General features: G+C 62.2%; 26 protein-coding genes. 10 read left to right on the top strand and 16 right to left on the bottom strand.

What is annotated here, in order from left to right; translation table 11 throughout:
• Positions 1-10: 10 nt before the first annotated feature.
• The 6 genes from QF039_RS06365 to QF039_RS06390 form a co-directional block, all read right to left on the bottom strand.
• The gene (locus QF039_RS06365) at positions 11-307 is read right to left on the bottom strand and encodes a DUF3144 domain-containing protein (RefSeq protein WP_003207921.1); all 297 of its coding nucleotides are present in this window, start codon (positions 305-307) and stop codon (positions 11-13) included.
• 82 nt (positions 308-389) lie between these two features.
• A complete protein-coding gene (locus QF039_RS06370) occupies positions 390-1,682 on the bottom strand; it encodes a sorbosone dehydrogenase family protein (RefSeq protein WP_307517166.1) in 1,293 nt (430 codons plus the stop codon).
• Positions 1,679-2,107 carry a DUF2231 domain-containing protein gene (locus QF039_RS06375; protein ID WP_307517167.1) on the bottom strand — a complete coding sequence of 143 codons (429 nt, stop codon included), beginning with the start codon at positions 2,105-2,107 and terminating at the stop codon, positions 1,679-1,681. The genes QF039_RS06370 and QF039_RS06375 overlap by 4 nt, the downstream gene beginning before the upstream one ends.
• A 123-nt stretch (positions 2,108-2,230) precedes the next feature.
• Positions 2,231-3,733, bottom strand: coding sequence for a glycine betaine/L-proline transporter ProP (proP, locus tag QF039_RS06380; RefSeq protein WP_003207926.1), 1,503 nt, complete (start codon positions 3,731-3,733; stop codon positions 2,231-2,233).
• 128 nt (positions 3,734-3,861) lie between these two features.
• A complete protein-coding gene (locus tag QF039_RS06385; protein ID WP_087692921.1) occupies positions 3,862-4,752 on the bottom strand; it encodes a bestrophin family protein in 891 nt (296 codons plus the stop codon).
• A gap of 86 nt (positions 4,753-4,838) precedes the next feature.
• Positions 4,839-5,345 (bottom strand): GNAT family N-acetyltransferase, encoded by a 507-nt coding sequence (locus QF039_RS06390; RefSeq protein WP_102605056.1) that lies wholly within the window; start codon positions 5,343-5,345, stop codon positions 4,839-4,841.
• Between the two features lie 101 nt (positions 5,346-5,446).
• On the opposite strand from QF039_RS06390, the gene QF039_RS06395 reads away from it, so the two are divergent.
• Both QF039_RS06395 and QF039_RS06400 read left to right on the top strand, forming a co-directional pair.
• The gene (locus QF039_RS06395; protein ID WP_307517168.1) at positions 5,447-6,355 is read left to right on the top strand and encodes a bifunctional oligoribonuclease/PAP phosphatase NrnA; all 909 of its coding nucleotides are present in this window, start codon (positions 5,447-5,449) and stop codon (positions 6,353-6,355) included.
• Positions 6,356-6,433: 78 nt separating this feature from the next.
• Positions 6,434-7,129 (top strand): tRNA (adenine(22)-N(1))-methyltransferase TrmK, encoded by a 696-nt coding sequence (locus QF039_RS06400; RefSeq protein WP_008433294.1) that lies wholly within the window; start codon positions 6,434-6,436, stop codon positions 7,127-7,129.
• A 3-nt stretch (positions 7,130-7,132) separates the two neighbouring features.
• Here the strand turns inward: QF039_RS06400 and QF039_RS06405 are convergent, their stop codons facing one another.
• Positions 7,133-7,987, bottom strand: coding sequence for an aldo/keto reductase family oxidoreductase (locus QF039_RS06405; RefSeq protein WP_008433296.1), 855 nt, complete (start codon positions 7,985-7,987; stop codon positions 7,133-7,135).
• Between the two features lie 71 nt (positions 7,988-8,058).
• Between QF039_RS06405 and QF039_RS06410 the strand changes: the two genes are divergently transcribed.
• Positions 8,059-8,691 carry a TetR/AcrR family transcriptional regulator gene (locus QF039_RS06410; RefSeq protein WP_023659027.1) on the top strand — a complete coding sequence of 211 codons (633 nt, stop codon included), beginning with the start codon at positions 8,059-8,061 and terminating at the stop codon, positions 8,689-8,691.
• A 92-nt stretch (positions 8,692-8,783) separates the two neighbouring features.
• Positions 8,784-9,647: a DNA/RNA non-specific endonuclease gene (locus QF039_RS06415; protein ID WP_008433300.1), complete on the top strand. Its 864-nt coding sequence runs from the start codon at positions 8,784-8,786 to the stop codon at positions 9,645-9,647.
• 19 nt (positions 9,648-9,666) lie between these two features.
• Here the strand turns inward: QF039_RS06415 and QF039_RS06420 are convergent, their stop codons facing one another.
• The 6 genes from QF039_RS06420 to QF039_RS06445 all read right to left on the bottom strand — a co-directional run bounded on the left by QF039_RS06420 (position 9,667) and on the right by QF039_RS06445 (position 13,181).
• On the bottom strand, positions 9,667-9,846 hold the full coding sequence (locus tag QF039_RS06420) for a DUF1289 domain-containing protein (RefSeq protein ID WP_003207939.1): 180 nt from the start codon (positions 9,844-9,846) through the stop codon (positions 9,667-9,669).
• 4 nt (positions 9,847-9,850) lie between these two features.
• The gene (locus tag QF039_RS06425; RefSeq protein WP_177117524.1) at positions 9,851-10,222 is read right to left on the bottom strand and encodes a hypothetical protein; all 372 of its coding nucleotides are present in this window, start codon (positions 10,220-10,222) and stop codon (positions 9,851-9,853) included.
• A 365-nt stretch (positions 10,223-10,587) separates the two neighbouring features.
• Positions 10,588-11,802 carry an MFS transporter gene (locus QF039_RS06430; protein ID WP_008438863.1) on the bottom strand — a complete coding sequence of 405 codons (1,215 nt, stop codon included), beginning with the start codon at positions 11,800-11,802 and terminating at the stop codon, positions 10,588-10,590.
• Positions 11,803-11,807: 5 nt separating this feature from the next.
• Positions 11,808-12,137 carry a hypothetical protein gene (locus QF039_RS06435; RefSeq protein WP_008438861.1) on the bottom strand — a complete coding sequence of 110 codons (330 nt, stop codon included), beginning with the start codon at positions 12,135-12,137 and terminating at the stop codon, positions 11,808-11,810.
• Positions 12,138-12,139: 2 nt separating this feature from the next.
• Entirely contained in the window at positions 12,140-12,703 is a 564-nt protein-coding gene (locus QF039_RS06440; protein WP_307517169.1) for an isochorismatase family protein, read from the bottom strand.
• Between the two features lie 28 nt (positions 12,704-12,731).
• Positions 12,732-13,181: a MarR family winged helix-turn-helix transcriptional regulator gene (locus tag QF039_RS06445; protein ID WP_003214523.1), complete on the bottom strand. Its 450-nt coding sequence runs from the start codon at positions 13,179-13,181 to the stop codon at positions 12,732-12,734.
• A 99-nt stretch (positions 13,182-13,280) separates the two neighbouring features.
• Between QF039_RS06445 and QF039_RS06450 the strand changes: the two genes are divergently transcribed.
• Positions 13,281-13,523, top strand: a complete 243-nt coding sequence (locus tag QF039_RS06450; protein WP_177021312.1) for a hypothetical protein — start codon at positions 13,281-13,283, stop codon at positions 13,521-13,523.
• 58 nt (positions 13,524-13,581) lie between these two features.
• Positions 13,582-14,691, top strand: coding sequence for a low specificity L-threonine aldolase (locus QF039_RS06455; protein ID WP_307517170.1), 1,110 nt, complete (start codon positions 13,582-13,584; stop codon positions 14,689-14,691).
• 13 nt (positions 14,692-14,704) lie between these two features.
• Here QF039_RS06455 and QF039_RS06460 read toward each other — a convergent pair whose 3' ends face one another.
• Positions 14,705-15,700, bottom strand: coding sequence for an AraC family transcriptional regulator (locus QF039_RS06460; protein ID WP_307522909.1), 996 nt, complete (start codon positions 15,698-15,700; stop codon positions 14,705-14,707).
• A 65-nt stretch (positions 15,701-15,765) separates the two neighbouring features.
• Here QF039_RS06460 and QF039_RS06465 point away from each other — a divergent pair, with 65 nt between their 5' ends.
• The 3 genes from QF039_RS06465 to QF039_RS06475 all read left to right on the top strand — a co-directional run bounded on the left by QF039_RS06465 (position 15,766) and on the right by QF039_RS06475 (position 18,194).
• Entirely contained in the window at positions 15,766-16,998 is a 1,233-nt protein-coding gene (locus tag QF039_RS06465; RefSeq protein WP_307517171.1) for an MFS transporter, read from the top strand.
• 294 nt (positions 16,999-17,292) lie between these two features.
• The gene (locus QF039_RS06470; RefSeq protein WP_087693746.1) at positions 17,293-17,691 is read left to right on the top strand and encodes a glyoxalase/bleomycin resistance/extradiol dioxygenase family protein; all 399 of its coding nucleotides are present in this window, start codon (positions 17,293-17,295) and stop codon (positions 17,689-17,691) included.
• Positions 17,691-18,194: a DUF2867 domain-containing protein gene (locus QF039_RS06475; protein ID WP_102368493.1), complete on the top strand. Its 504-nt coding sequence runs from the start codon at positions 17,691-17,693 to the stop codon at positions 18,192-18,194. Before QF039_RS06470 ends, QF039_RS06475 begins: the two co-directional genes overlap by 1 nt.
• A 28-nt stretch (positions 18,195-18,222) precedes the next feature.
• Here QF039_RS06475 and QF039_RS06480 read toward each other — a convergent pair whose 3' ends face one another.
• Entirely contained in the window at positions 18,223-18,441 is a 219-nt protein-coding gene (locus QF039_RS06480) for a DUF4287 domain-containing protein (protein ID WP_003214516.1), read from the bottom strand.
• An 85-nt stretch (positions 18,442-18,526) separates the two neighbouring features.
• On the bottom strand, positions 18,527-20,200 hold the full coding sequence (locus QF039_RS06485) for a M24 family metallopeptidase (RefSeq protein ID WP_307517172.1): 1,674 nt from the start codon (positions 20,198-20,200) through the stop codon (positions 18,527-18,529).
• 77 nt (positions 20,201-20,277) lie between these two features.
• Between QF039_RS06485 and QF039_RS06490 the strand changes: the two genes are divergently transcribed.
• The gene (locus QF039_RS06490; protein ID WP_307517173.1) at positions 20,278-21,777 is read left to right on the top strand and encodes a PLP-dependent aminotransferase family protein; all 1,500 of its coding nucleotides are present in this window, start codon (positions 20,278-20,280) and stop codon (positions 21,775-21,777) included.
• Positions 21,778-21,785: the final 8 nt, after the last annotated feature.

Raw genomic sequence — 21,785 nt, forward strand, 5'->3', positions numbered from 1 at the left:
GCGGGCGGGTTCAACTGCCCTTAACGAGCATGTACTTGCTGAAATTGTTGATGTGATCATCAAGATTATCCTCAAGCATCATCCGGTACTGATCACAGAAATACTTCAGCATCGCCTCACGCGCCTGGGCCATTTCTTCGCCGGATTTAAAGCTGCGTGCGCTGACCCAGGCATTGAAGCGTGTGGTGCCGAACATCATCGAGGCGCTGACTTTGCCCAGGTCGGCGAACGCCCTGAACTGCTCGTTGGACAGCTCGATGTGCGCGTCCGCGCGATCATAGAAGCCGTTGTCGGTGGTGTCTGGCATTGCGGTTACCTTCCTGTTCGTGAGTGCGGCGAAGGTACCGCCGCGCTCCACAGGAAGGCAACCACATCGGCCGCTTCAGGCCTTATTTATTGCGCGTCACCCTCCACACCGTGTTGGCCAGGTCATCGGCAATGATCAGCGCACCCTTCGGATCAACCGTGACCCCCACCGGCCGCCCGCGAGTCTTGCCATCGTCCCCGCGGAAACCCGTGGCGAAGTCCAGCGGCTCACCGGCAGGCCGGCCATTGCTGAACGGCACGAAGATCACCTTGTAGCCCACCGGATTGTCCCGGTTCCAGCTGCCGTGCTCGCCGACGAAGACGCCGTCGGCATATTTCTCGCCCATGGCCGGGATGGAAAAATCGACGCCCAGCGCGGCGACGTGGGAACCCAGGCTGTAATCCGGCTTGATCGCGGCGGCGACCTTGGCCGGGTTCTGCGGTTGGGCGCGGGTGTCGACGTTCTGGCCCCAATAGCTGTAGGGCCAGCCGTAGAACTCGCCTTCGCGCACCGAGGTCAGGTAATCCGGCACCAGGTCCGGCCCCAGTTCATCCCGCTCGTTGACCACCGCCCACACCTGCCCGGAGCCCGGTTGAATGGTCAATGCCGTCGGGTTGCGCAAACCGGTTGCATAAGGCTTGTGGGCGCCGGTGGCGGCGTCGATCTGCCAGACCATCGCCCGGTCGATCTCGACCTCCATGCCGCGTTCGGTGATGTTGCTGTTGGACCCGATGCCCACATACAGCGAGCGGCCGTCGGGGCTGATCGCCAGGGATTTGGTCCAGTGGTGATTGATCGCGGCGGGCAGCTCGGTGACGGTGGTGGGCGGGCCACCGGCCTTGGTCTGGCCGTCTGCGTAGTCGAAGCGCACCAGCGCATCCTGGTTCGCCACGTACAGCTTGCCGTCGGCAAAGGCCAGGCCGTAGGGCGCGTTGAGGTTTTCGGCGAATACGGTTTTCAACTCGTAGGTGCCGTCACCGTCGGCATCGCGCAGCAGGGTCAGGCGATTGCCGCCCTTGACCTTGGTGTTGCCCTCGGCCTTGATCACGCTGGCGATCACATCCTTGGGCTTGAGTTTCGCTGCGTTGCCGCCCCGGCCTTCGGCGACGAGAATGTCGCCGTTGGGCAGCACCAGGGTCTGGCGCGGGATCCGCAGGTCGGTGGCGATGGCCGTGATGCTGAAACCCTCGGGCACCGTGGGTTTCTGCTCGGCCCAGGCCACCGGTTCGGCGATCTTCATGCTGGGCAACAGGCCGCGCTGGGGTTCCGGCAGCTTGGGGTCGGGGCCGCGAGCCTGAGTGCTGTCGGCTTCGCCACCGCAGGCGCTCAACAACATCGCCATGCTTAAAACGGTCAGCGTGCTGGAAGGCTTCATTGGGCACCTCCCGAGCGCAGGTTGGTCAGCCCGACCCACGTGGTCGCGCAGGCCAGCAGGGTCACGACGGCAGACAACACCAGGCCCGAAGGCATCACGGCCCAGGCATCCTTCGCATGCTCAAAGGCATTCACCAGGCCCAGCGCCCAGGTCACCAGCAACAGCAGGAAGTACACCGTGGGGCGCCCGGCCTTGCGGTCGGCACGCAGCAGGTTGACCAGTGAAAACAACCCCGCCAGCCCGCAGAACAGCAGAGCGCCGGCGATCAGCCAGGCGGCGAAGTTGCTCCATTGGAACTGGTAGGTCTGGTAGTAGGCAATGTCGCTCAGCAGGGCGCCGAGAAACAGCGGGACGGTACCGGCCAGCAAGGTCGCGTGAAGCGGACCAGGCGTGCAGCGGTAGGTGAGGGTGGTGGTGTCGGTCACGGGCGGCTCCTTATCGTTGAGCGGCCCTGATGAGGCTCATCAGGGCCGCGCTGACTGCGCTTAAGGAAGGAGCGTGCTGCTTGCGCGTTAGTTCACCCGCTATTCGTTTCCAAATATGTTGCGTCAGTTGATGCGTGGATGTTGCTGCACCAGGTTTTCACGCTTGGCTTCCAGCTCGGCGATTTGCGCGTCGATATCTTCGATCTTCTGCTCGATATTGTCTTCGTGCTCCTGCAGCAGCTCCTTGGCTTCCTCGATATCCGACGCCGCCGGTGCCGCGCCGCGCAGGGGTTTGTTGGCGGTTTCCTTCATGGTCAGGGCGGTGAAAAGCCCCAGTACGGCGAATACCATCAGGTAATAGGCCGGCATGTACAGGTTGTTGGTGGTCTCCACCAGCCAGGCCATGGCGGTTGGCGTGAGGCCGGCAATCAGGATCGAGATGTTGAAGGCGCTGGCGAGCGCGCTGTAGCGGATGTGGGTAGGGAACATCGCCGGCAGGGTGGACGCCATCACGCCGATAAAGAAGTTGAGCACCACCGCAATGATCAGCAGCCCCGAGAAAATCAGCCCGAGCTTGCCGCTGTTGATCAGCATGAACGCCGGAATGGCGAGAAAGAACAGCGCGATGCTGCCGAACAGAATGAAGGGTTTGCGCCCGATCTTGTCGCTGACAAAGCCAATCATCGGCTGCACGAACAACATGCCGACCATGATCGCGATGATGATCAACACGCCGTGGTTTTCGCTGTAGTGCAGGTTGTGCGACAGGTAGCTCGGCATGTAGGTGAGCAGCATGTAGTACGTGACGTTGGTCACCACCACCACGCCGACACAGGTCATCAGGCTGCGCCAGTGCTTGGTGGCGACTTCCTTGAACGAGACTTTCGGGCCGCCCGCCAGGCCTTCGCGGTCACCTTGTTCGAGTTGCTCCACGTGCTGTTGAAAGGCCGGTGTTTCTTCCAGGGCATGACGCAAGTAGAGCCCGATCATGCCCAGCGGCAGGGCGAGGAAGAACGGCAGGCGCCAGCCCCAGGACTGGAAGGCGTCTTCGCCGATCACCGCCGAAATCAGCACCACCACGCCCGCGCCGAGCACGAAGCCGGCGATGGAGCCGAAGTCCAGCCAACTGCCGAGGAAGCCGCGCTTGCGGTCCGGGGCGTATTCGGCGACGAAGATCGAGGCACCGGTGTACTCACCGCCCACCGAGAAGCCCTGGGCCATCTTGGCCAGCAGCAACAGGATCGGCGCCCAGATGCCGATCGAGTCATAGGAGGGGATCAGCCCGATGGCGAAGGTGCTCAGGGACATGATCACGATGGTCGCCGCCAGGACCTTTTGCCGGCCGTATTTGTCCCCCAGCCGGCCAAAGAACAGGCCGCCCAGCGGGCGAATCAGGAACGGCACCGAGAAGGTCGCCAGGGCCGCGATCATCTGTACGCTGGGAGACGCTTCGGGGAAGAACACCTTGCCCAGCACATAGGCGACAAAGCCATACACCCCGAAGTCGAACCACTCCATGGCATTGCCCAGCGCAGCGGCGGTGATCGCCTTGCGCATCTTGGCGTCGTCGACGATGGTGATGTCATCCAATCCAATCGGATTGACGGTTTTCTTGCGTGATTTCATGGGAATACTCAGCCGCAGGTCCATTTCGATGCCACTGTTTTGGTGGCATGCGCTTAATGGGTCAGATACATGCGGACACTGAATAATTCACCACTGGCTGGATTTTTTTGTTAACGGCCCGGCAAGGATTAACTGATCCGCTCGCCCCCCAGGGAATCACGCTGCATCGACTGCAGGTTTTTCTCGATGGTTTCGCAAAGGGCTTCCATCTGGATCTGGTGCTCGCTGTCGCGGAACGGGCTTTGCAAATCGGTGCCGATGCGTTCGATGGCCAGCAGCATGAAGCCCACCACCGTGGACGCCAGCGGGGTGAACCAGCCCAGGGATTCCACCAGGCCCACCGGCACGATCAGGCAGAACAGCGAGATGAACAGCCGTGGGAAATACACGTAAGGGTAGGGCAGCGGCGTATTGGCGATGCGCTCCATGCCGCCCTGGCTGTTGGACAAATCCACCAGAGTCGACTCCAACCGTGCCAGGCGAATGCTGTCCAGGCGCCCGGCCTTGTATTCCTGGGCCAGCAGGGCTGCGGAGCCGTTGATGATGTCGTTGGAAAAGTTATTGGTACTGGTGCTGCGGGCGAACTCGTCGGCCGGCAGGAAGGCGCGGATTTCCTCCGGGCAAGGCTGGCCCCGCAAGTGCGCCGCCAGGCAGTTCACATACGCCACGTGCCGGCGCAGCAAGGTCGCCTTTATCGGGTTGACCTCATTGTCCGGGTCATCCAGCAGCGTCAGCACTTGCCGAGCGAAGCTGCGGGAATTGTTGACCATCGCCCCCCACAACGTGCGTGCCTCCCACCAGCGGTTGTAGGCGCTGCTGTTGCGGAAACTGATCAGCACCACCAGCGCCGAGCCGAGCAGGGTGAGGGGCATCAGCGGCAGGTTGATCTTGCTGTTGAGGAACAGCATGAAGTCCACGGTGACGGCGATATCCCAGAGCAGCAGCCAGAACAGCGCCCAGCCTACATAGCCCATGGTCTTGATGATCAGGCGGTATTTTTTGATGATGGCAGCTTTCAAACGGAAACCTCGCGGCGAGCGGTAAACATCAATGCCCTAGCTCGGACGGTGTTTACCGGGTAAAGGTTCGCCGGGGGGCCGGGTCTTCAGGCCTGGAATGTCAGGACAAAGCGGTTTTCGCCCTGGGGCTTGCCGTCCGGTGCGGGCTGGTCGGGCACGAAACCGCAGCGGGTCAGGACTTTTTGTGAGCCCACATTCTCGGGGTACACGTACGCCACCAGTTGGGTCAGTGCCCAGCGCGCCTGTGCCTCGCGGATCAGATGGTTCAGCGCCAGGGTTGCCAGCCCTTGCCCGCACGAGCGCTCACCCACGCGGTAGCCGACTTCGGCAGAGCCCTTTGGCGAGTCGATGCTTTTCAGGTTGGCGCGACCGACGATTTCGCCGTTGGCGTCTTCGATCACGAACGGGTGCCATGTGCCGGTGGCCAGGCCTGATAGATAACCGTCAATATGCTCGGCGACGCCCTGCACCGAGTAAAACGATGGGTCGCGCGCCTCGATATGCGACTCGAACCAGTCACGGTTACGGGCTTCGAAGGCCAGCAATGCTTCAGTGTCCGTACTGCTCAGCTCGCGAACGCGAAATGACGTCATTGCTCGAATCTCCAGGGTTGTTCTGTCCATTTAGTCATGTTTTCGTCATAAAGGCGTGTGAAATTTGCCTGCCAAAAATATGAAATCATGGAGTTTTTCCGATGAGGGTAGTCACCTCCGGCTCGGCGTATCTGGACATCGATGCATACGCCTGCTGCATTGCGTATGCCGAGTTGTTGAATCGTCAGGGAATCGAGGCGCGTGCCGTCAGCAGTGCTCCACTGAATGCCAGCATCTCCAGGACCGTGCTCGGCTGGCGATCGTCACTGGATGACTACCGACCCGAGCCCGGCGATGAGTTTGTGATGGTGGATATCTCGGACTTCCACCACTTCGACCCGGTGGTCGTGCTCGATCAGGTGGTGGAGGTGATTGACCATCACCCGGGGTTTGAAACCTATTGGGCGCAGAGGCTGGGAAGTGCCGCAGACATCCGTTTGATCGGCGCGGCAGCGACGCAGGTTTTCCTGCGTTGGGAAGCGGCCGGTTTGTTGCCGCTGATCAGTGAGCACAGTGCCGCGCTGCTGGCCACGGCAATCCTGGACAATACCCTGAATTTTACCGGGCAGTTGACCACCGCGGCGGATGTTCGGGCTTATGAAACCCTCGCGCTGCTGGCGAAACTCGCGGCAGACTGGCCTGAGCGGTATTTCTCCGAGTGCCAGGCCACTATCGAGTCAGACCTTGCAGGCGCGTTGGCGGGTGACCTGAAGTGGCTGAAAGCCGACAGCAACCTGCCGCAGGTTTTTGCGCAGATGACGGTGTGGGATGCCGGTGCGCTGATCCGAAAGCATCGCTCGACCATCGCTGATTGGCTGGCGGCGCAGGGGGAGGACTGGCTGGTGAATCTCATCAGTATCCGCGAGTGCAAAAGTTATTTCCTGGCTGAGCCCAAGGTCAGCCAGGAAAAACTGAGCCAGTTGCTTTCCATCGACTGGCAGGCCGGGATGGCGGTGCTGGATCGTTCGCTGTTGCGCAAGGAACTGGTAAGGCTGGCGGCCACTGATTGACGGCGCTCACCAAAGTGACGTTCCTCTTTGATGAACCCGCAATACAATGGCCAGGGTATTACCGAAAAGGAACGTCAGTTGAACGAACACACATTGTCCATGCGCCTTGAGCGCGTGGCGACGCACGTCCCCGCCGGGGCGCGCCTGGCGGATATCGGCTCCGACCACGGCTACCTGCCGGTGGCATTGATGCGCCGCGGCGCCATCGTGGCGGCGGTGGCGGGCGAGGTGGCCCTGACGCCGTTTCGCGCAGCCGAGCGCACGGTGCGCGAGAACGAGCTGGAGCAACACATCACCGTACGCCTGGCCAGTGGCCTGGCGGCGATCGAGCCGGGAGACGGGATCACCGCGATCAGCATCTGCGGCATGGGCGGCGAGACCATCCGCGATATCCTCGACAGCGACAAGGCGCGCCTCAACGGCCGGGAGCGCCTGGTGCTGCAGCCCAACGGCGGCGAGCAACCGTTGCGCCAGTGGTTGATGGAGAACGGCTACCGCATCGTGTGCGAAGAGCTGCTGCGGGAGAACCGATTCTTCTACGAAATCATCGTTGCCGAGCACGCCGGGCCTGTGACCTACACCGCCGAAGAACTGTACTTCGGCCCGCTGCAAATGCAGGCCCGCAGCCCGGAATTCCTGCTCAAGTGGCAGCGCATCCTGCGCCACAAACAGCAGACCCTGAGCGACTTCGCCCAGGCGCGGCAAGCGGTGCCCGAGGACAAGATGCAAGAGGTCGCCCAGCAGGCGCGGTGGATCGCAGAACTGCTGGCGTGAGGGTCAGCCTGCGAGGGTGTTCAGCTCTGCGAGTACCTCGTCCGAAAGATCCAGCTCGCCCACCGCGATGTTTTCCCGTAGATGGGTGACCGAGGACGTTCCCGGGATCAGCAGGATATTCGGGGAACGGCGCAGCAGCCATGCCAGGGCCAGTTGCATCGGGGTGACGCCGAGGCGCTGTGCGACGTTCGACAACACCGCTGACTGCACTGGCGAGAACCCGCCCAGCGGGAAGAATGGCACATAGGCAATGCCGTCCCGGGCCAATTCGTCGAGCATCGCGTTATCGTGCTGGTGGGCGATGTTGTACAGGTTCTGGACGCACACGAAGCGCACGATTTTTCGCGCCTCGGCGACCTGCGTCGGGGTAACGTTGCTGATGCCGATATGGCGTATCAGGCCCTGTTGTTGCAGCTCGGCAATGGCACTCAGGGGTTCCTCGATCGAGCCTTCGGCAGTGCCCATCACGCCGTGCATGGCCCGCACATTCACCACGTCCAGCACATCCAGGCCCAGGTTGCGCAGGTTGTCGTGCACGGCCTGGGTCAGCTCGGCCTTCGACGAAGCGTTGAACCAGGCGCCATCGTCGCCACGGCGGGCGCCTACCTTGGTGACGATCGTGAGATCGTCTTTATACGGGTGCAGTGCCTCACGAATAATCTGATTGGTGACATGCGGCCCGTAGAAGTCGCTGGTGTCGATATGGTTCACGCCGCAAGCGACGGCCTCGCGCAGTACGGCCAGCGCTGCATCACGGTCCTTGGGCGGGCCAAACACGCCTGGGCCGGCCAGTTGCATGGCGCCGTAGCCAATGCGGTTGACGGTGCGATCGCCGAGATTGAATGTGCTGGTGGTCATGGTCGGAGCTCTTGCTTGACGGGAGGAAGCCTATAATATGAAGGATCCTTCAGGTTTAGAATTCGCATTCCATGAGCCCTCTCAAAGCGTCGTTAAAGCCAAGAAAATCAGCGGTCCAGGCCCGGTCGGCGGCGACGGTGGAAGCGCTGCACACGGCAACCCTTCAGGTTTTGACCGCTCAGGGCCTGGTCCGCTGCACCACGACCCGCGTGGCCGAGCGGGCGGGCATGTCGGTGGGCAGTCTCTATCAGTACTATCCGAACCGCGATGCACTGCTTGCTGCGGTATTGGAGAAGCATCTGGTGCAGGTGGCCGAGACCGTCGAGCAGGCGTGCGATCAACACCAGGGCACCACGGTGGCGGAAATGGCATCGGGGTTTGTCACGGCTTTTCTCGCCGTGAAGCTGATGGACCCGACGGCGTCCAAAGCCCTGTATGCCATCGCAGGTGAGCGGGGCGGTGCGGAGCTTGTGGCGCGGATCAACAAGCGGGTGGTGGCCGCGATTGCAGCGATGTTGGCGACGGCGTCGGATGCGCGTTTTGAAGACCCATCCCTTACCGCCGCCATCTCGCTCAGCGCGGTGGTGGGACCGGTTCGGGCGTTGCTTGAAGGCAATGCATCTGCGGCCTTTGAAGCCGGCCTGGAACAGCAGGTGACCCGCATGCTGCGAGCTTATCTTCAAACCTATCAGTCACTTACGTAAACCGTGTTCAGGGTATTTTGCAGCGCTGCTTCGCACTAAAGTCACATCCATGGGTCCATAAGCCCCGCAATCGAACTTTGAAGATTTAACCCATGCACCTACGCAAAATTGCAGTTGGGCTGTCGGCCCTTGTTTTGCTCTCCACCGGGGCGCAAGCCCGTGGCCTGCTGGACCTCATCACACCGCCTCAATCCCATACCTCCCGCTCGGGCTCCATCAGCCAGGGCGCGGCCCTGGATCTGTATTCAAGCCAACAGAAAAAGCCATCGTTCGACAGTTGCGCCGACCTGTTCCCGGCCGCACAACCGATCAACACGGCCACCGTGCCGGCCACCATGAAACCCCTGGCGCTGTGTTCCGATAATTTCGCGGTGCTGTACTCGCAAACCAGCAAGACCCCGCTGGTGGTGGTCGAACGCCTGAATGCCGGCCAGTTGAAGGATGCCAAAGGCGAAGAACGCACCAACCAGTTCTACCCCGACCCGCGTATTCCCAAAGGCGCGCGCGCCGAGTTGAGCGACTACCGTGGCCAACACCCGGCCGTGGACCGTGGCCATCAATCCCCGGCGGCGGATGCGCCGAGCACCAACGCCATGGCCCAGTCCTTTGCGCTGTCGAACATGGTCCCGCAAGACCCGACCAACAACCGCAAGATCTGGAGCAAGGTCGAGGCGGACGTGCGCAAGTTTGCCAAGCGCGCCGACGGCAACGTGTTCGTGTTCACCGGCCCGTTGTTTGACCCGGGCTACAGCACCATTGGCGACAACAAGGTCTGGGTGCCGACTCGCCTGTTCAAGCTGGTTTACGACGTGTCGTCCAAGCGCGCCTGGGCGTATGTACTGCCCAACGCTGAAACCCGTATCGAGAAGCCGATGGACTACGCGACGTTTGTGAAAACCACCGGGCTCAAGTTGCTCGGGAATTTGCCGGTGACGGGGTCAGTCGGGCGTACTTGACGGCCTGAAACCGGGTGCGTCACTTGCCCTTTTTCAACGTCTTCAAGCGCAACGTTGCGCGCTGCACAGCGGCCATCTTCTCTGGCCGCTTCATCTTTTTCCATTTGCGAATATCGTCCTTGGTGCGTCCACAACTCACGCACAGCTCACCACTGAGCTGGCAGGTTGAGACGCACGGGTTCTCGATATCTTTAGCCAAGGCTTTACCCCTTTACCGCATACAGTTTGAGCAGGCGCAGGCGCCAATTGCCGCCATGCTGCAGGTGGCATTCTTCCTCGGAGTCGAAGCGCACGTAGCGGTCCGAAGAAGGGCGATCCACCCCGGCATCCTCCAGCGCGGTGGCCGTCAGCTCGCGCATGCGCAGGTCCAGTCCGGTAGAAAGGGCCAGTTCCCGGTTCGCCCTGGTATCGAATACCCAGATGACCAGCAGGCTTTGGGCAAAGGCCTGGTAGTCGACTTCGTGGGTCAGCCAGTCGAAGCCGGTGATTTCGGCTTTCGCGATCTCACAGGCATAGGTCAGGGTCGCGACCAGGCGACGTTCGATGCGTGCGCTGTCGCGTTTGCTTGAAGACATGGGGATTCCTTGAGGAGCGAGGAGGGTGATGATACGCGAGAGATCCACTGTAGGAGCTGTCGAGCTTTAGCGAGGCTGCGATGGCGGACTGGCAGGCGACATCTTTATTGCCTGACAGGACCTCTTCGCAGCCTCGCTGAAGCTCGACAGCTCCTACACTGGATCGTGTTGCCCTTCAGATATTGATCGTTCCCACGCTCTGCGTGGGAATGCCGCCTCGGACGCTCTGCGTCCAGCTGACGATGCAAGGTTCAAGTCCTGCGCAGGGGTGACGCGGAGCGTCACAGGATGTATTCCCACGCAGAGCGTGGGAACGATCAACTGTGCGAGCCTGCGAAGATCAACTGTGGGAGCTGTGTTGCCCATCAGATATTTTTAGGCCGATCCAGCTTGCGCGTCATGGTGTACACCGCTACGCCGGCCGCCAGGATGCCCGAGGCCGCGCCGACCGCCAACGCCCAGCGCGGGCCAAGATGGTCGGCCACCCAGCCCACAATCGGTGCGCCAATCGGTGTGCCGCCCAGGGCCACGCCCACCCGCAGGGCGATTACCCGCCCGCGCATGGAAGGTTCGGTGGTGAGTTGCATCAGGCTGTTGGTGGTGTTGCTGAAGGTCAGCGCGCCCACGCCGATGATCACCAGCGCCCCGGCGAACAACCAATAGTTCGGGGCAATCGCCGCCAGCGTGCAGCCCACCCCGAACACCAGCGCGCCGATCAACAACGCCTTGAAGTGTGGCCGCTCGCGACCGGCTGCGAGCAGCGCCCCGGCAACGGTGCCGATGGCCAGGGTCGACGTCAGCAGGCCATAGCCGCGGGCATCGGCGTGGAACACGGTGACGGCCATGGTCGAGATGAAGATCGGAAAATTCATGCCGAAGGTGCCGATCAAGAACAGCATGATCAGGATCGCCATCAGGTCCGGCCGCGCCCACACATAGCGCAGGCCTTCAGTCAGGCTGCCCTTGGTGCGCAGCGCCCGCAGGCTGGTGTGCAGGCCGGAAACCCGCAGCAGAAACAGCGAGGCCAGCACCGCGAAAAAACTCGCGCCATTGAGCAGGAACGCCCAGCCGGTGCCCACCGACGCGATGGTCACGCCGGCCACCGCCGGGCCAATCATGCGCGCCATGTTGAACGAGGTGGAATTGAGCGCGATGGCATTGGACAGGTCCGCTTCGCCCACCAGCTCCGCCACGAATATCTGCCGCACCGGTGCATCGAAGGCCGACGCGCAGCCGGACAAAAACGCGAACACATACACGTGCCACAGCTGCACGATGCCGGTCAGGGTAAACACCCCCAGCATCAGCGCCAGCACGCCCATCACGCCCTGGGTGACCATCAGCAGCTTGCGCTTGTCGTAGTGATCGGCGGCGAAGCCGGTCCAGGGCAGCAACAGCAATTGCGGCCCGAACTGCAACGCCATGACGATGCCGACGGCCGACGCGTTATGCGGCGTGAGCTGGGTCAGCACCAGCCAGTCCTGGGCCGTGCGTTGCATCCAGGTGCCGATATTCGACACCAGGGCGCCGGCGGCCCAAATGCGGTAGTTGACGCTGCGCAGCGAGCGGAAAATGCCCATCGAACTCACACCGGCCCTGAGGAATGACCACCGTTGAAGCGCCCGAAATGCTGCGCCAGGAATACACTCAGGGCCAAGGCCCCGAGCCCGAGGGCGAGCACATCAGCGGTGTTTTTGAGGTCGAAGTCCCCAACCCGGCAGACCAGCACGTAGCCGATCACCAGGTTGAGAAAACCCCAGAGCACATTCAGCGTCGAGGAGGACCGCCCCTGGCCGCGCGGCTTGGCAAACGGCGTCTGGAAGGACTGGCCCATCAAGCCACTGAGGCAATGGGGCAGCGCGTTGGCGAGCAATACGCCGCCGAAGAAATAAGACACCAGCTCATGCCATTGCATCGTCACGCACCCCTTGTTGCAAGCAAGCCGATGATCTCTTGCGCCGTGCCGGTTTCCCCCAGCTTCGGGAATATCTGGTTCAGGCTGTAGTGATGGGCCTCGGCGTTCGCGTCGGTCATGGCATCGACGGCCAGGGTCACGTTGAAGCCGGCCTCGTAGGCCTGGCGCGCGGTGGACTCCACGCCGGTTCCGGTAGCAACGCCGGTGATCACTACTTGAGTCACGCCGAGTGCTTTGAGTTGCGCCTCAAGATCAGTGCTGGCGAAGGCACCCCAGGTGCGTTTGGTCACCCCAATGTCGCCGGGTTGCTGATCGAGTTCGGGCAGCAGGTCGGCCCATCCCGGTGGAAATACATCGCTGCGCCGTGGCCGCTCGGTGCGCCCGGGGGCGAAGCCTGTGACGTTGACCAGCACCACCGGCATGCCGCGCTCGCGGAACGCGTCGAGCAGTGCACGGGAGCGTTCCACCACGGCGCCGATGGGGTGGATGAACGGGTATTCGGCGATGCCTTTTTGCAAGTCCACGATGATCAGCGCGGTGTTGGGATCCAGCAAGGTGACGGCCATGGGAGGTCCTCGAACGGATAGAAGTGGCTCAAAAGTCGGCGAGGCGCTCCAGCAGCTTTACCGCTGCCGCGAGTTCAGCTTGTTCTTCGGCAGACAGTTGCTCCTGCAGCGCCCGCAGCAGCCAATCGTCCTTGGCCGCCCGGCTGGCGATCAGGTGCTTACGAAAGCCGGGAGTCAGCTCGATCAGGGTTTGGCGCCCATCGCTGGGGTCGGGTTTGCCCCTGATCGCTTTCATCGTTTCCAGCCCGGCCACGGTGATGCGCATGGACTGCGGCCGCACGCTCTCCGCCCGGGCCAGGGCCGAGACGGTGCTGGGCCCGTCTCGGTCCAGGCGCAGCAGCACCGACTTCTGGGCGGAAGTGAAATCGTTCGGATGGGTTTGTTCCCGCAGCCGGCGTATCAGCTTGCCCAGGGAGATGCGCAGCTCGGCAGCCAGGGCGGCGGATTGGGTTTCGGAGGTGATGGAAGGTTTGTTCATGCCCGGACGTTAGCATGCGTGCAGAAAAACTGTACAGTTTAGCTGTATGAATTTTTTGTCATAAAAGCCCGCGTCAATGGTCCTTTTGCCGGGGCATTTGTGATCCTGGCTGCGCTGGCGTGTGCGACCGGGCAAATCCGGGTGCATTTCTCGGCCATTACCGTCGCCAGCCTGGCCTTCCAGACGGTGGTGTTCTCGTTCCTGAGCCTGCTGGTGTGGTTGCCGGACGAGACGCTGCAGTCATCGTTCATCGTGGGCTCGGTGCTGGTGCTGGTGGGGATTGTGGTGGTGAGTGGGCATGATCTTTTAAGGCTGCGCATGGCCAGCCTCGTCAAGGACTGATACGTTCACCAGGCCGGCCATTCCTGGACGTACTTCCTCCCTGCACAGGCGCTCAACCGTGACACCAGACATTGATGAAGAACGCCGCCTACTCAAGGCGGCCTGCACTGAAGAGATCAATGGGTTTGCAGAGCCCACGCCGGCCCAGTGGTTCCAGGAAATGGCGGACTGGGCACAGGCCAACCATGTGTCCCATGACAACTATGGCAGCGGTGCCTTGATCGAAGGCTTTGAAGCCAAGGTTGCCGAATTGTTGGGCAAGCCCGCGGCAGTGTTCATGCCCAGTGGCGTGATGGCGCAATTGATTGCGCTCAATATCTGGAGTGAGCGACGCCGGCTGCCGCGCTTCGGGATACATGCGTCCTCGCATTTGCAGCTGCACGAAGAGCAGGCGTTCCAGGCCTTGCTGCACTTGCATGGGGTGATGGTGGGCCACCGCTTGCGACCGATCCTGGCCGACGACCTCGCAGCGATTGCCGAGCCACTGAGCTGCCTGGTGGTGGAGCTGCCTGCCCGGGAGATCGGTGGGCAACTGCCTGAATGGCATGAACTGGAGGCCTTGAAGGCGACGGCGGCGGCCTCGAATACACCGCTGCATATGGACGGGGCCCGCCTATGGGAAACCCGCGCCTACTACCAGCGCTCTTACGCCGAAATCGCTGAAGGTTTCTCCTCCGTGTACGTCTCGGCCTACAAGGGCCTCGGCGGTATCGCCGGCTCGCTGCTGGCGGGCGACACCGACTTTATCCAGCAGGCCCGCCTGTGGCGTAAACGGCTGGGCGGCACCTTGATAAAGCAGAGCCCCATGGTGGTCTCCACGGCCATGCGCTTTGACCAACGCCTGGGGATGCTGGAGGCCTGCTATCAGCGCGCCCTGCGCCTGGCGACCTGCCTGCAAGCGATTCCCGGCATTCGCATCCTGCCGCGCACGCCTCAGGTGAACATGCTTCACCTGTATTTCGACGCAGACTGCGCGGCACTGCTCAACGCCCGCGATGAGATTGCCCGCCAGCACGGGTGTTGGCTGTTCACACACCTGCAACCCACCGAGGTGCCGGGATGGTGCAAGACCGAATGCTATGTGGGTGACCGATTGTTGGGCGTGGATGATGCGCGGGTTCTGCAACTGTTCACCGACTTGATGCGGCAAGCGACTCAAGACGACTGACGCTACCCTTTCATTAGATCGACTGTCGCCGGCTAGCCCCCGGCGGCTGCCCGGTGACGCGCTTGAATGCCCGGCTGAACGCGGCCTGGGAGTTATAGCCAAGGCGTTGCGCCACGGTTTCAATGGGCAGCCGCTCCAGCGTCAGCCACTGGCTGGCCAGGCGCATCCGCAGTTCGGTGGCGTAGCGCAACGGTGGCGTGCCGATCGTGGTTTGAAAGTGTTGGGCGAACACCGAGCGCGAGGTATGACACTGCGCCGCGAGCTCTTCCACCGTCCAGTCGCGCCCAGGCTGTTGATGCAACGCCAGCAGGGCCTTGGCCAGGCGCGGGTCGCGTAGCGCGGCCACCAGGCCGGACGCATTCCCGCAGGCACATTCGACCCAGCCCCGAACAACCATGGCCGCCACCACGTCCGCCAGGCGCGCCAGAATGCCGGCGAAGCCGATGCGGGCGCTGCTGACTTCACGCTCCATGGCCGCCAGGATCGGCATCAGCCCCGGATAACGTTGGCCCTTGGCGTCGATCAGCATCAGGTCCGGCATCAGGCGGCCAAGGCCGTGCAAACTCCCCAGTTCAAACTCCATGCAGCCGCTGAAGAGCAGGGTGCTTTGAGCCACGCCTGCATCGGCGCGGGCATCCACGGCACACACCGCATCGCCGAGCGCTGCGGCGTTGAAGCTGTCGATGTCCTGCACCGGCACCTCCGGGCTGGAGAGCAACTGATGGGCGCCCCCGTGGGAGATGAACACGGCGTTGCCCGGCGTCAGTTCGTACTGCGTGCCGTCCTCGGTACGCAGGGTGACGCCGCCGGCGGCGACAAGGTGGAAGTACGCATGCCCGGGTTTGGCCGCAAAGCCCAGGCCAAACGCCGGCCCGGCCTGGATACGGCGGTACTCGACGCCCCGCAGGCGCATGCCGCGCAACAGCTCGTTGATGAGGTCAGAGGACACGTCGAACGGTTCTGGAGGCATCATTTTCGGGGTTTCGGTAAAGGATTCAAGATTTTGCATCATAGATCATCCTGCCCTGCGTACCTAGACTGGCGGTCGCGATAACTTTTGGAGGGTGACCAGTGATGAGCAGTTGTGTGTGTGACGCCGTAACCGGTGCAGATGTGGCGCCCGCGACACCGGCCTGGATGGCGGTGTTTTCGTTGGCGATGGGCGTGTTCGGATTACTCACGGCGGAGTACCTGCCGGCCAGTTTGTTGACGCCGATGGCGTCCGAACTCGGCGTCTCGGAAGCCTTGGCAGGGCAGGCGGTGACAGTCACGGCGGTGGTGGCGTTGTTCGCCGGGCTGCTGGTACCGGGCCTGACCCGCGGGATCGACCGGCGCGTGGTGCTGTTGTGCTTCAGCGCACTGATGATCTGCTCCAACCTGCTGGTGGCGGTCTCGTCGAGCCTCACGGTGTTGCTGCTGATGCGCGTCCTGCTGGGCATCGCCCTGGGTGGCTTCTGGAGCATGGCGGCGGCGGTGGCGATGCGTCTTGTACCGGCGGCACTGCTGCCGCGTGCCTTGTCGATCATCTTCAGCGGCATCGCGGTGGGCACTGTCGTGGCGGTGCCGCTGGGCAGCTTTTTGGGTGGGCTGTACGGCTGGCGCAGCGCGTTTCTCGCCGCCGCCGCAGTGGGCGGCGTGACCCTGGTGTTCCAGCTGTTCACCCTGCCGCCGCTCGCACCCCGCAGGACCGCCCGCTTGAGGACGGTGCTGGAAGTGCTGTTGCGTCCGGGCATTGCCGTGGGCATGTTGGGGTGCGTGCTGGTGCACACCGGGCACTTTGCGCTGTTCACTTATATCCGGCCATTCCTGGAAAGCACCACAGGCGTCGATGCCGAGGGGCTGGCGTTGATGTTGCTGGGATTTGGCGTTGCGAACTTTGCCGGCACGCTGCTGGCTGGTTGGCTGCTGGTGCGTCTGCCGCGTGGAACATTGGTGCTGATGCCCGCGCTGGTGGGCGTTGCGGCGCTCGCCCTGGCGCTGTTGCCGGCAACCGTGACCGGCCAGGTGTGGTTGTTGATGCTCTGGGGCCTGGCGTTTGGCGGGGTGCCGGTGGCCTGGTCGAACTGGGTGGCGCGGGCAGTGCCTGACCAGGCCGAAAGCGCCGGGGGCATGGTGGTGGCTTCAGTGCAGTCGGCGATTGCCGCCGGGGCGGCGGCAGGCGGCGCGATGTTCAGTTTCAGTGGTATCGGCGGGGTCTTTGTCGCGGCAGGTATCTTGATGCTGTTGGCGGCACTGTTGATTGCGCTGAAGGTGAAGGTTGAAGCGCCTCCACAAGGTGCAGAGGCGGGGCCGGCGTTTCATCTCTGAAACCGTGTTAGAGGCAGGGGGCGAGAATAAACGCATGCGTTTCGCTCCCTTTCAGTTCGCTTGATCAATCCTGCTGGTTTTGGGCTCAGTTCCGACTCCGAGCAATCGTAGCTGAACGACCGCCTGCTGATCATTGCCCGGCAGCGACCCTCGTATCTCTCTTTACTTCAGTAGCTGCGCAAAATAACCTCTGCCTCGCAGGCACCGTCCTGCTCCTTCAGGTTTGGCAAGGCGCTTCACACTCACCAGCACCGCCTGGCAGGTGTCATGGTGCTTGCACGTTGAGGTTCTGCGATGAGCGCAGTCGTTGATCATGGCGTCCGTTTCGGACGAATTGCAGTAACGCTTCCCGTAAAGGACATGGGCAGGGCCCATGATTTTTACACCAGGGTCCTGGGGTTTACGAAAGCCTTCGAAAATGGAAACCCGATCGGCTTCATGATTCTGCAGCGCGACCAGGGCGAGCTGCATTTGACCTTGCAACCCAACCATCCAGCTGCCGCGTTCACGATTGCCCACCTGATGGTGGACGATGTCGACAGGCTGCACGCCGCTTGCGTGCAGCATGGGGCGAGGATCATCAAGCGCCTCAAGGATCAGGATTACGGGTTGCGGGCGTTTGTGTTCGAAGACCCGGACGGGAATCGTATTGATGTAGGTCAGCCGCTCCAACCGAGCAATCAGGGAAGATAATGTTGACGACTACCGATGTTGTTCACACGCTGCGTGCACCGTCAGAGCTTGATTACTACGACACCCGGTCAGCCCCGCTGCCTACTGAAATCACCGCGCTGGATGCCTGGAACATCATGACCGGCGAACCGGGGCCGTTGATGCAGGTGGCTTTCCGAATCAGGGATGCCATTTCCTCGTTGTTTGGTGTGAAGCGCATCGGTGGGTTCTCCGGGACCTTGCGCGAGGCTGTGCAGGTCGGCGACCGGCTGGACTTCTTCCTGGTGGAACGCAGCGCGCCCGACATGCTGGTGCTGACCGAGCGTGACCGGCACCTGGATGTGATGATCTGCCTTTCAATCGCTGACCGTGTACTCACGATCACCTCGTCGGTTGTCACCCATAACACCTATGGGCGCCTCTACATGCTGCCAGTGGGGCCAGCGCACAAACTCATTGTGAATGCTCACCTACGACGACTTGAACGAACGCTGCAAGAGACAGCCGCAACGCCCGGCGGGTAGGCACGTTCACCGCCCGCCGGGAGGTGGATCAATTGCCTTTTTCAGCCGCCAAGAAGTACGCAACCAACGCATTGGCGTGACCATGGCCCATGCCGTGTTCAGTCTTGAGCAAGGCCACAAGCTCCATATGCTTCCTGGAACTGGCGGCCTTGAGCAGATCCAGCCAGTGGCTAATGGGTTGCCCATAGTTTTTTTCGATGGAGGGGAAGTACGACGCTGGCCCTTTTGTTTTTGTGTCGTCGGTCATGATGCAAACTCCCTTTTTGCTGAGGTGATAATGCCCGGATAACGTTACCGCTCTGGACTCACCGGGTCCACCGTACGGCCCGTCCCTACACGCCCCCGTTGGCCTCGCCAATCAGAATATCCTCGAAGAACGCCCCGACCGGTTGTGTGGGATGGCAGATCTGTATCTCCAGCACCCAGACCATCTCGCTCGGTACGATCTCGACTTCAGCCAGCTTGTCCTGCCCGAACAGGGCATGGGGGAAGTCGGCGATGCGGTGTCCGGCCAGGTTGCGCTCAAGGCGCCAGCCCTTGGAGAGGGCGCTATCCTCAGCGAAGTCGTACAGCTCGCGCCCGGTCAGCCCGCGGTGCCAGGCATCGCGGGTCTCGTCGAACACTTCATGCAGGGCCTTCGTGCAAGCGTCATGCAATGGGTGCTCGCCGAATACGAAGGTGTCGCCATAATCGCCTTCATAGCCATCCCACACCGGGCCAAGGTCGACCACGGCGATGTCGGTGGGCCGCAGCTTGCGCAGCAGGTCGATGCCTTGGCGGGGTGTGCGGATGGTGTCTTCGCCAAAGCGGATATAGGTGGGATGCCAGGTGTGAGACGCGCCCATGGCCTGCAATGTCTCACTGGCCATTGCGAGGGCTTGCGCCGTGGTCATGCCGACTTTCAATTGATCGGCGATGGCGGCCAGGGCCCTGACCGTTTGCTCGCGGGCCGCGAGCATGCCGTCCAGCGAGTAGCGCGGGCCGACTTTTTCCAGCACCGGGTGCCGCGTGTTGAGCGACTCCGCTGGCGTCAATGCACCGCTGGGGACGAAGGCTTCGGCGACAAAGCGATGAGCCTGGGCGCCCGCTGCCAGGCAGGTTTCGCGGACTTGGCTGATCATCTTGCTGTTGCCGCAGGCATAGATCTGGCTCTCCGCCCAGTGGTGGGGCTGTGTCAGCGCAACCTGTTGCACGCGGGCGTCTACCGACTGCACTCGATGCCAGTGAAAGCGTGGATGTGCCTGGCTGGCTCGCTCAAGAAACTCAGCGTCGTAGAAGTCTGCCGGCGACGAGTTCCCCCAATACAGGGTGACTTCGGCCTGGCGGGCCAGGGCCGTCAGCAACAAGGGCTTGATGCCGGCATAACCGGTCCCGGTGGCGAACAGCACAACAGGGCGCCCATCGTCGTGTTGCCAGGTGCAGGCGCCTACGGGACCTTCGAGCTTTACCGCATCGCCCACTTGCAGGGTCGGCAGGATGCGTTCGGAAAACAGGCCACCGCTGACCTGGCGAATATGAAACACCAACCGGCCTTGATCCTGCGCGGGCAGATTGGCCACGGAGAAACAGCGGCTGTCGCCATCGTCGAGGCGAAACCTGAGGTACTGGCCGGCCCGGACTTCGAGTGGCTGGGCAGTCAGCAACACCAGCTCGACGATGTCGGCGCTCAACGCGCGTTTGCTGATCACCTGTGCGCTGGCTTCCAGCGCGGGCGTGTCCAGTGACCAGCCGGGGATTTCCAGGCGCATGTCGCTGCAGGCATGGCTCTGGCACAGCAACATCTCGTCAGCCGCGAGCGGATAAGAAGGGGCAGGGGTGTCGGGTGCGCGCAGCTTTTCCCGGTGCTGGCCCGACACCACCTTGACCTTGCACGATCCGCAGGCGCCGCGCCGGCAGGAAAAGGGTACGGCGAGACCGCTGGCCAGCATGGCGTCGAGCAGCAATTGATCGGCAGCTTCGAAGGATTTGCCCGAGGGCAACAATTCAACGACATGGCGGTTTTGCATAAACACCTCGGGGCAATTGAGGCTCGATTGTTGCGGTAGACTAGGACCAGGAGAACCTCCAGTTTTGGATAATTCATATGGTCCAGCTTCGCAAATGGCGCCCGTTGCTCAAACTCGATGGGGAGCAGCCGCAGGCATCCTACAGAAAGATCGTCGAGGGCCTGGTGAGCGCGATTGTCGAGGGCCGCCTGCGCCCCGGAGCGCTGTTGCCCGGCACGCGGGAGATGGCGCAACTGCTGGACGTCAACCGCAAGACGGTGATCCTTGCCTACGAGGAGGCGGCGACCAAGGGCTGGCTGGTCAGCATTCAACGTCGCGGCACCTTCGTCAGTTCGCAGCTGGCGACAGGCGCGGTGCCGGCCACCCGCGCCCCGAAGTCGTTTGCCCCGGCATTGCGGGAGGCGCCTGCGGCGGCCTATTTCACCCCGGGCGAACAGGTGACAGCCCTGCAACACCGGCCCGGCGCGCTGTTTTTTGACAATGGCGCCTGTGACCATCGCTTGCTGCCGCAAGCCGTGCTGCACCGCTATTACCGCAATGCCTTGCGCAACAGCTTTACCACCAACACCGTGCGCCATGGCAGCGAAGGCAGCGGCCAGTACCTGCGCAACGCCCTGGCCGAAATGTTGCGCCACAATCGCGGCTTGACGGTCGGCGCGCCGCAGATTTGCCTGACTCAAGGCGTGCAGATGTCGCTGTACCTGACCGCCAGCGCGTTGCTCAAACCCGGTGATGTGGTGGTGGTCGAACGCCTGAGTTACCCACCGGCCTGGGAGATTTTTCGCCAGTTGGGTGCGCAACTGGTCACCGTGGACCTGGACGACGAAGGTTGCCGGGTCGACCAACTCGCCGAGCTGTGCCGCCTGCATGACGTACGGATGATGTACGTCACCCCCCATCACCAGTTTCCTACCACCGTCAGCCTGCGTGCCGGACGTCGCCAGCAGCTCCTGGAACTGGCCCGGCTGCATGACTTCTGCATCATCGAGGAAGACTACGACCACGAATACCACTTTGCCGGACGGCCCTATTTGCCTCTGGCCAGTGATAGCGCGCAGCGTCATGTGATCTACATCGGCTCGCTGTCCAAGTCCCTGGGCAGCACCTTCCGTTGCAGCTATATCGTTGCCCCGTCGAACCTCATCGAAGTGCTCGAGCGTACGGCGGCGGTGAGCCTGGGCCAGGGCGATGCCGTGATGCAGCGGATGCTCGCGGACCTGATCAACGATGGCGAATTGAAGAAGCACCTGCGGCGGGTTTCCAGGGAATACCGCCGGCGTCGGGAGACCCTGCTCAGTTGTTTGCTGGAAGCTTTTGGCGAGCAGATCTCTGTGCAGGAACCCGAAGGCGGGCTGGCGCTGTGGGTAAGGTTCGCCGACTCAATCGACGTCGACCGACTGGCCGAAAAAGCGCTGGAGCTGGACCTGGTGGTGCGCAGCGGTCGCCTGTTTTCACCGTTTGATCATCCTGAAAATGCCTTGCGCCTGGGCTTCGCCTCGCTCAATTCGGAGGAAATCCGCGTCGCTACGCAGCGTTTGGCTGAGGCGGCGCGGGCGATTGGGGGCGCGGCTAAATAATTACGCCG

Origin of the sequence: Pseudomonas sp. W2I6, assembly GCF_030815935.1 — a bacterium.
Taxonomy (GTDB): domain Bacteria; phylum Pseudomonadota; class Gammaproteobacteria; order Pseudomonadales; family Pseudomonadaceae; genus Aquipseudomonas.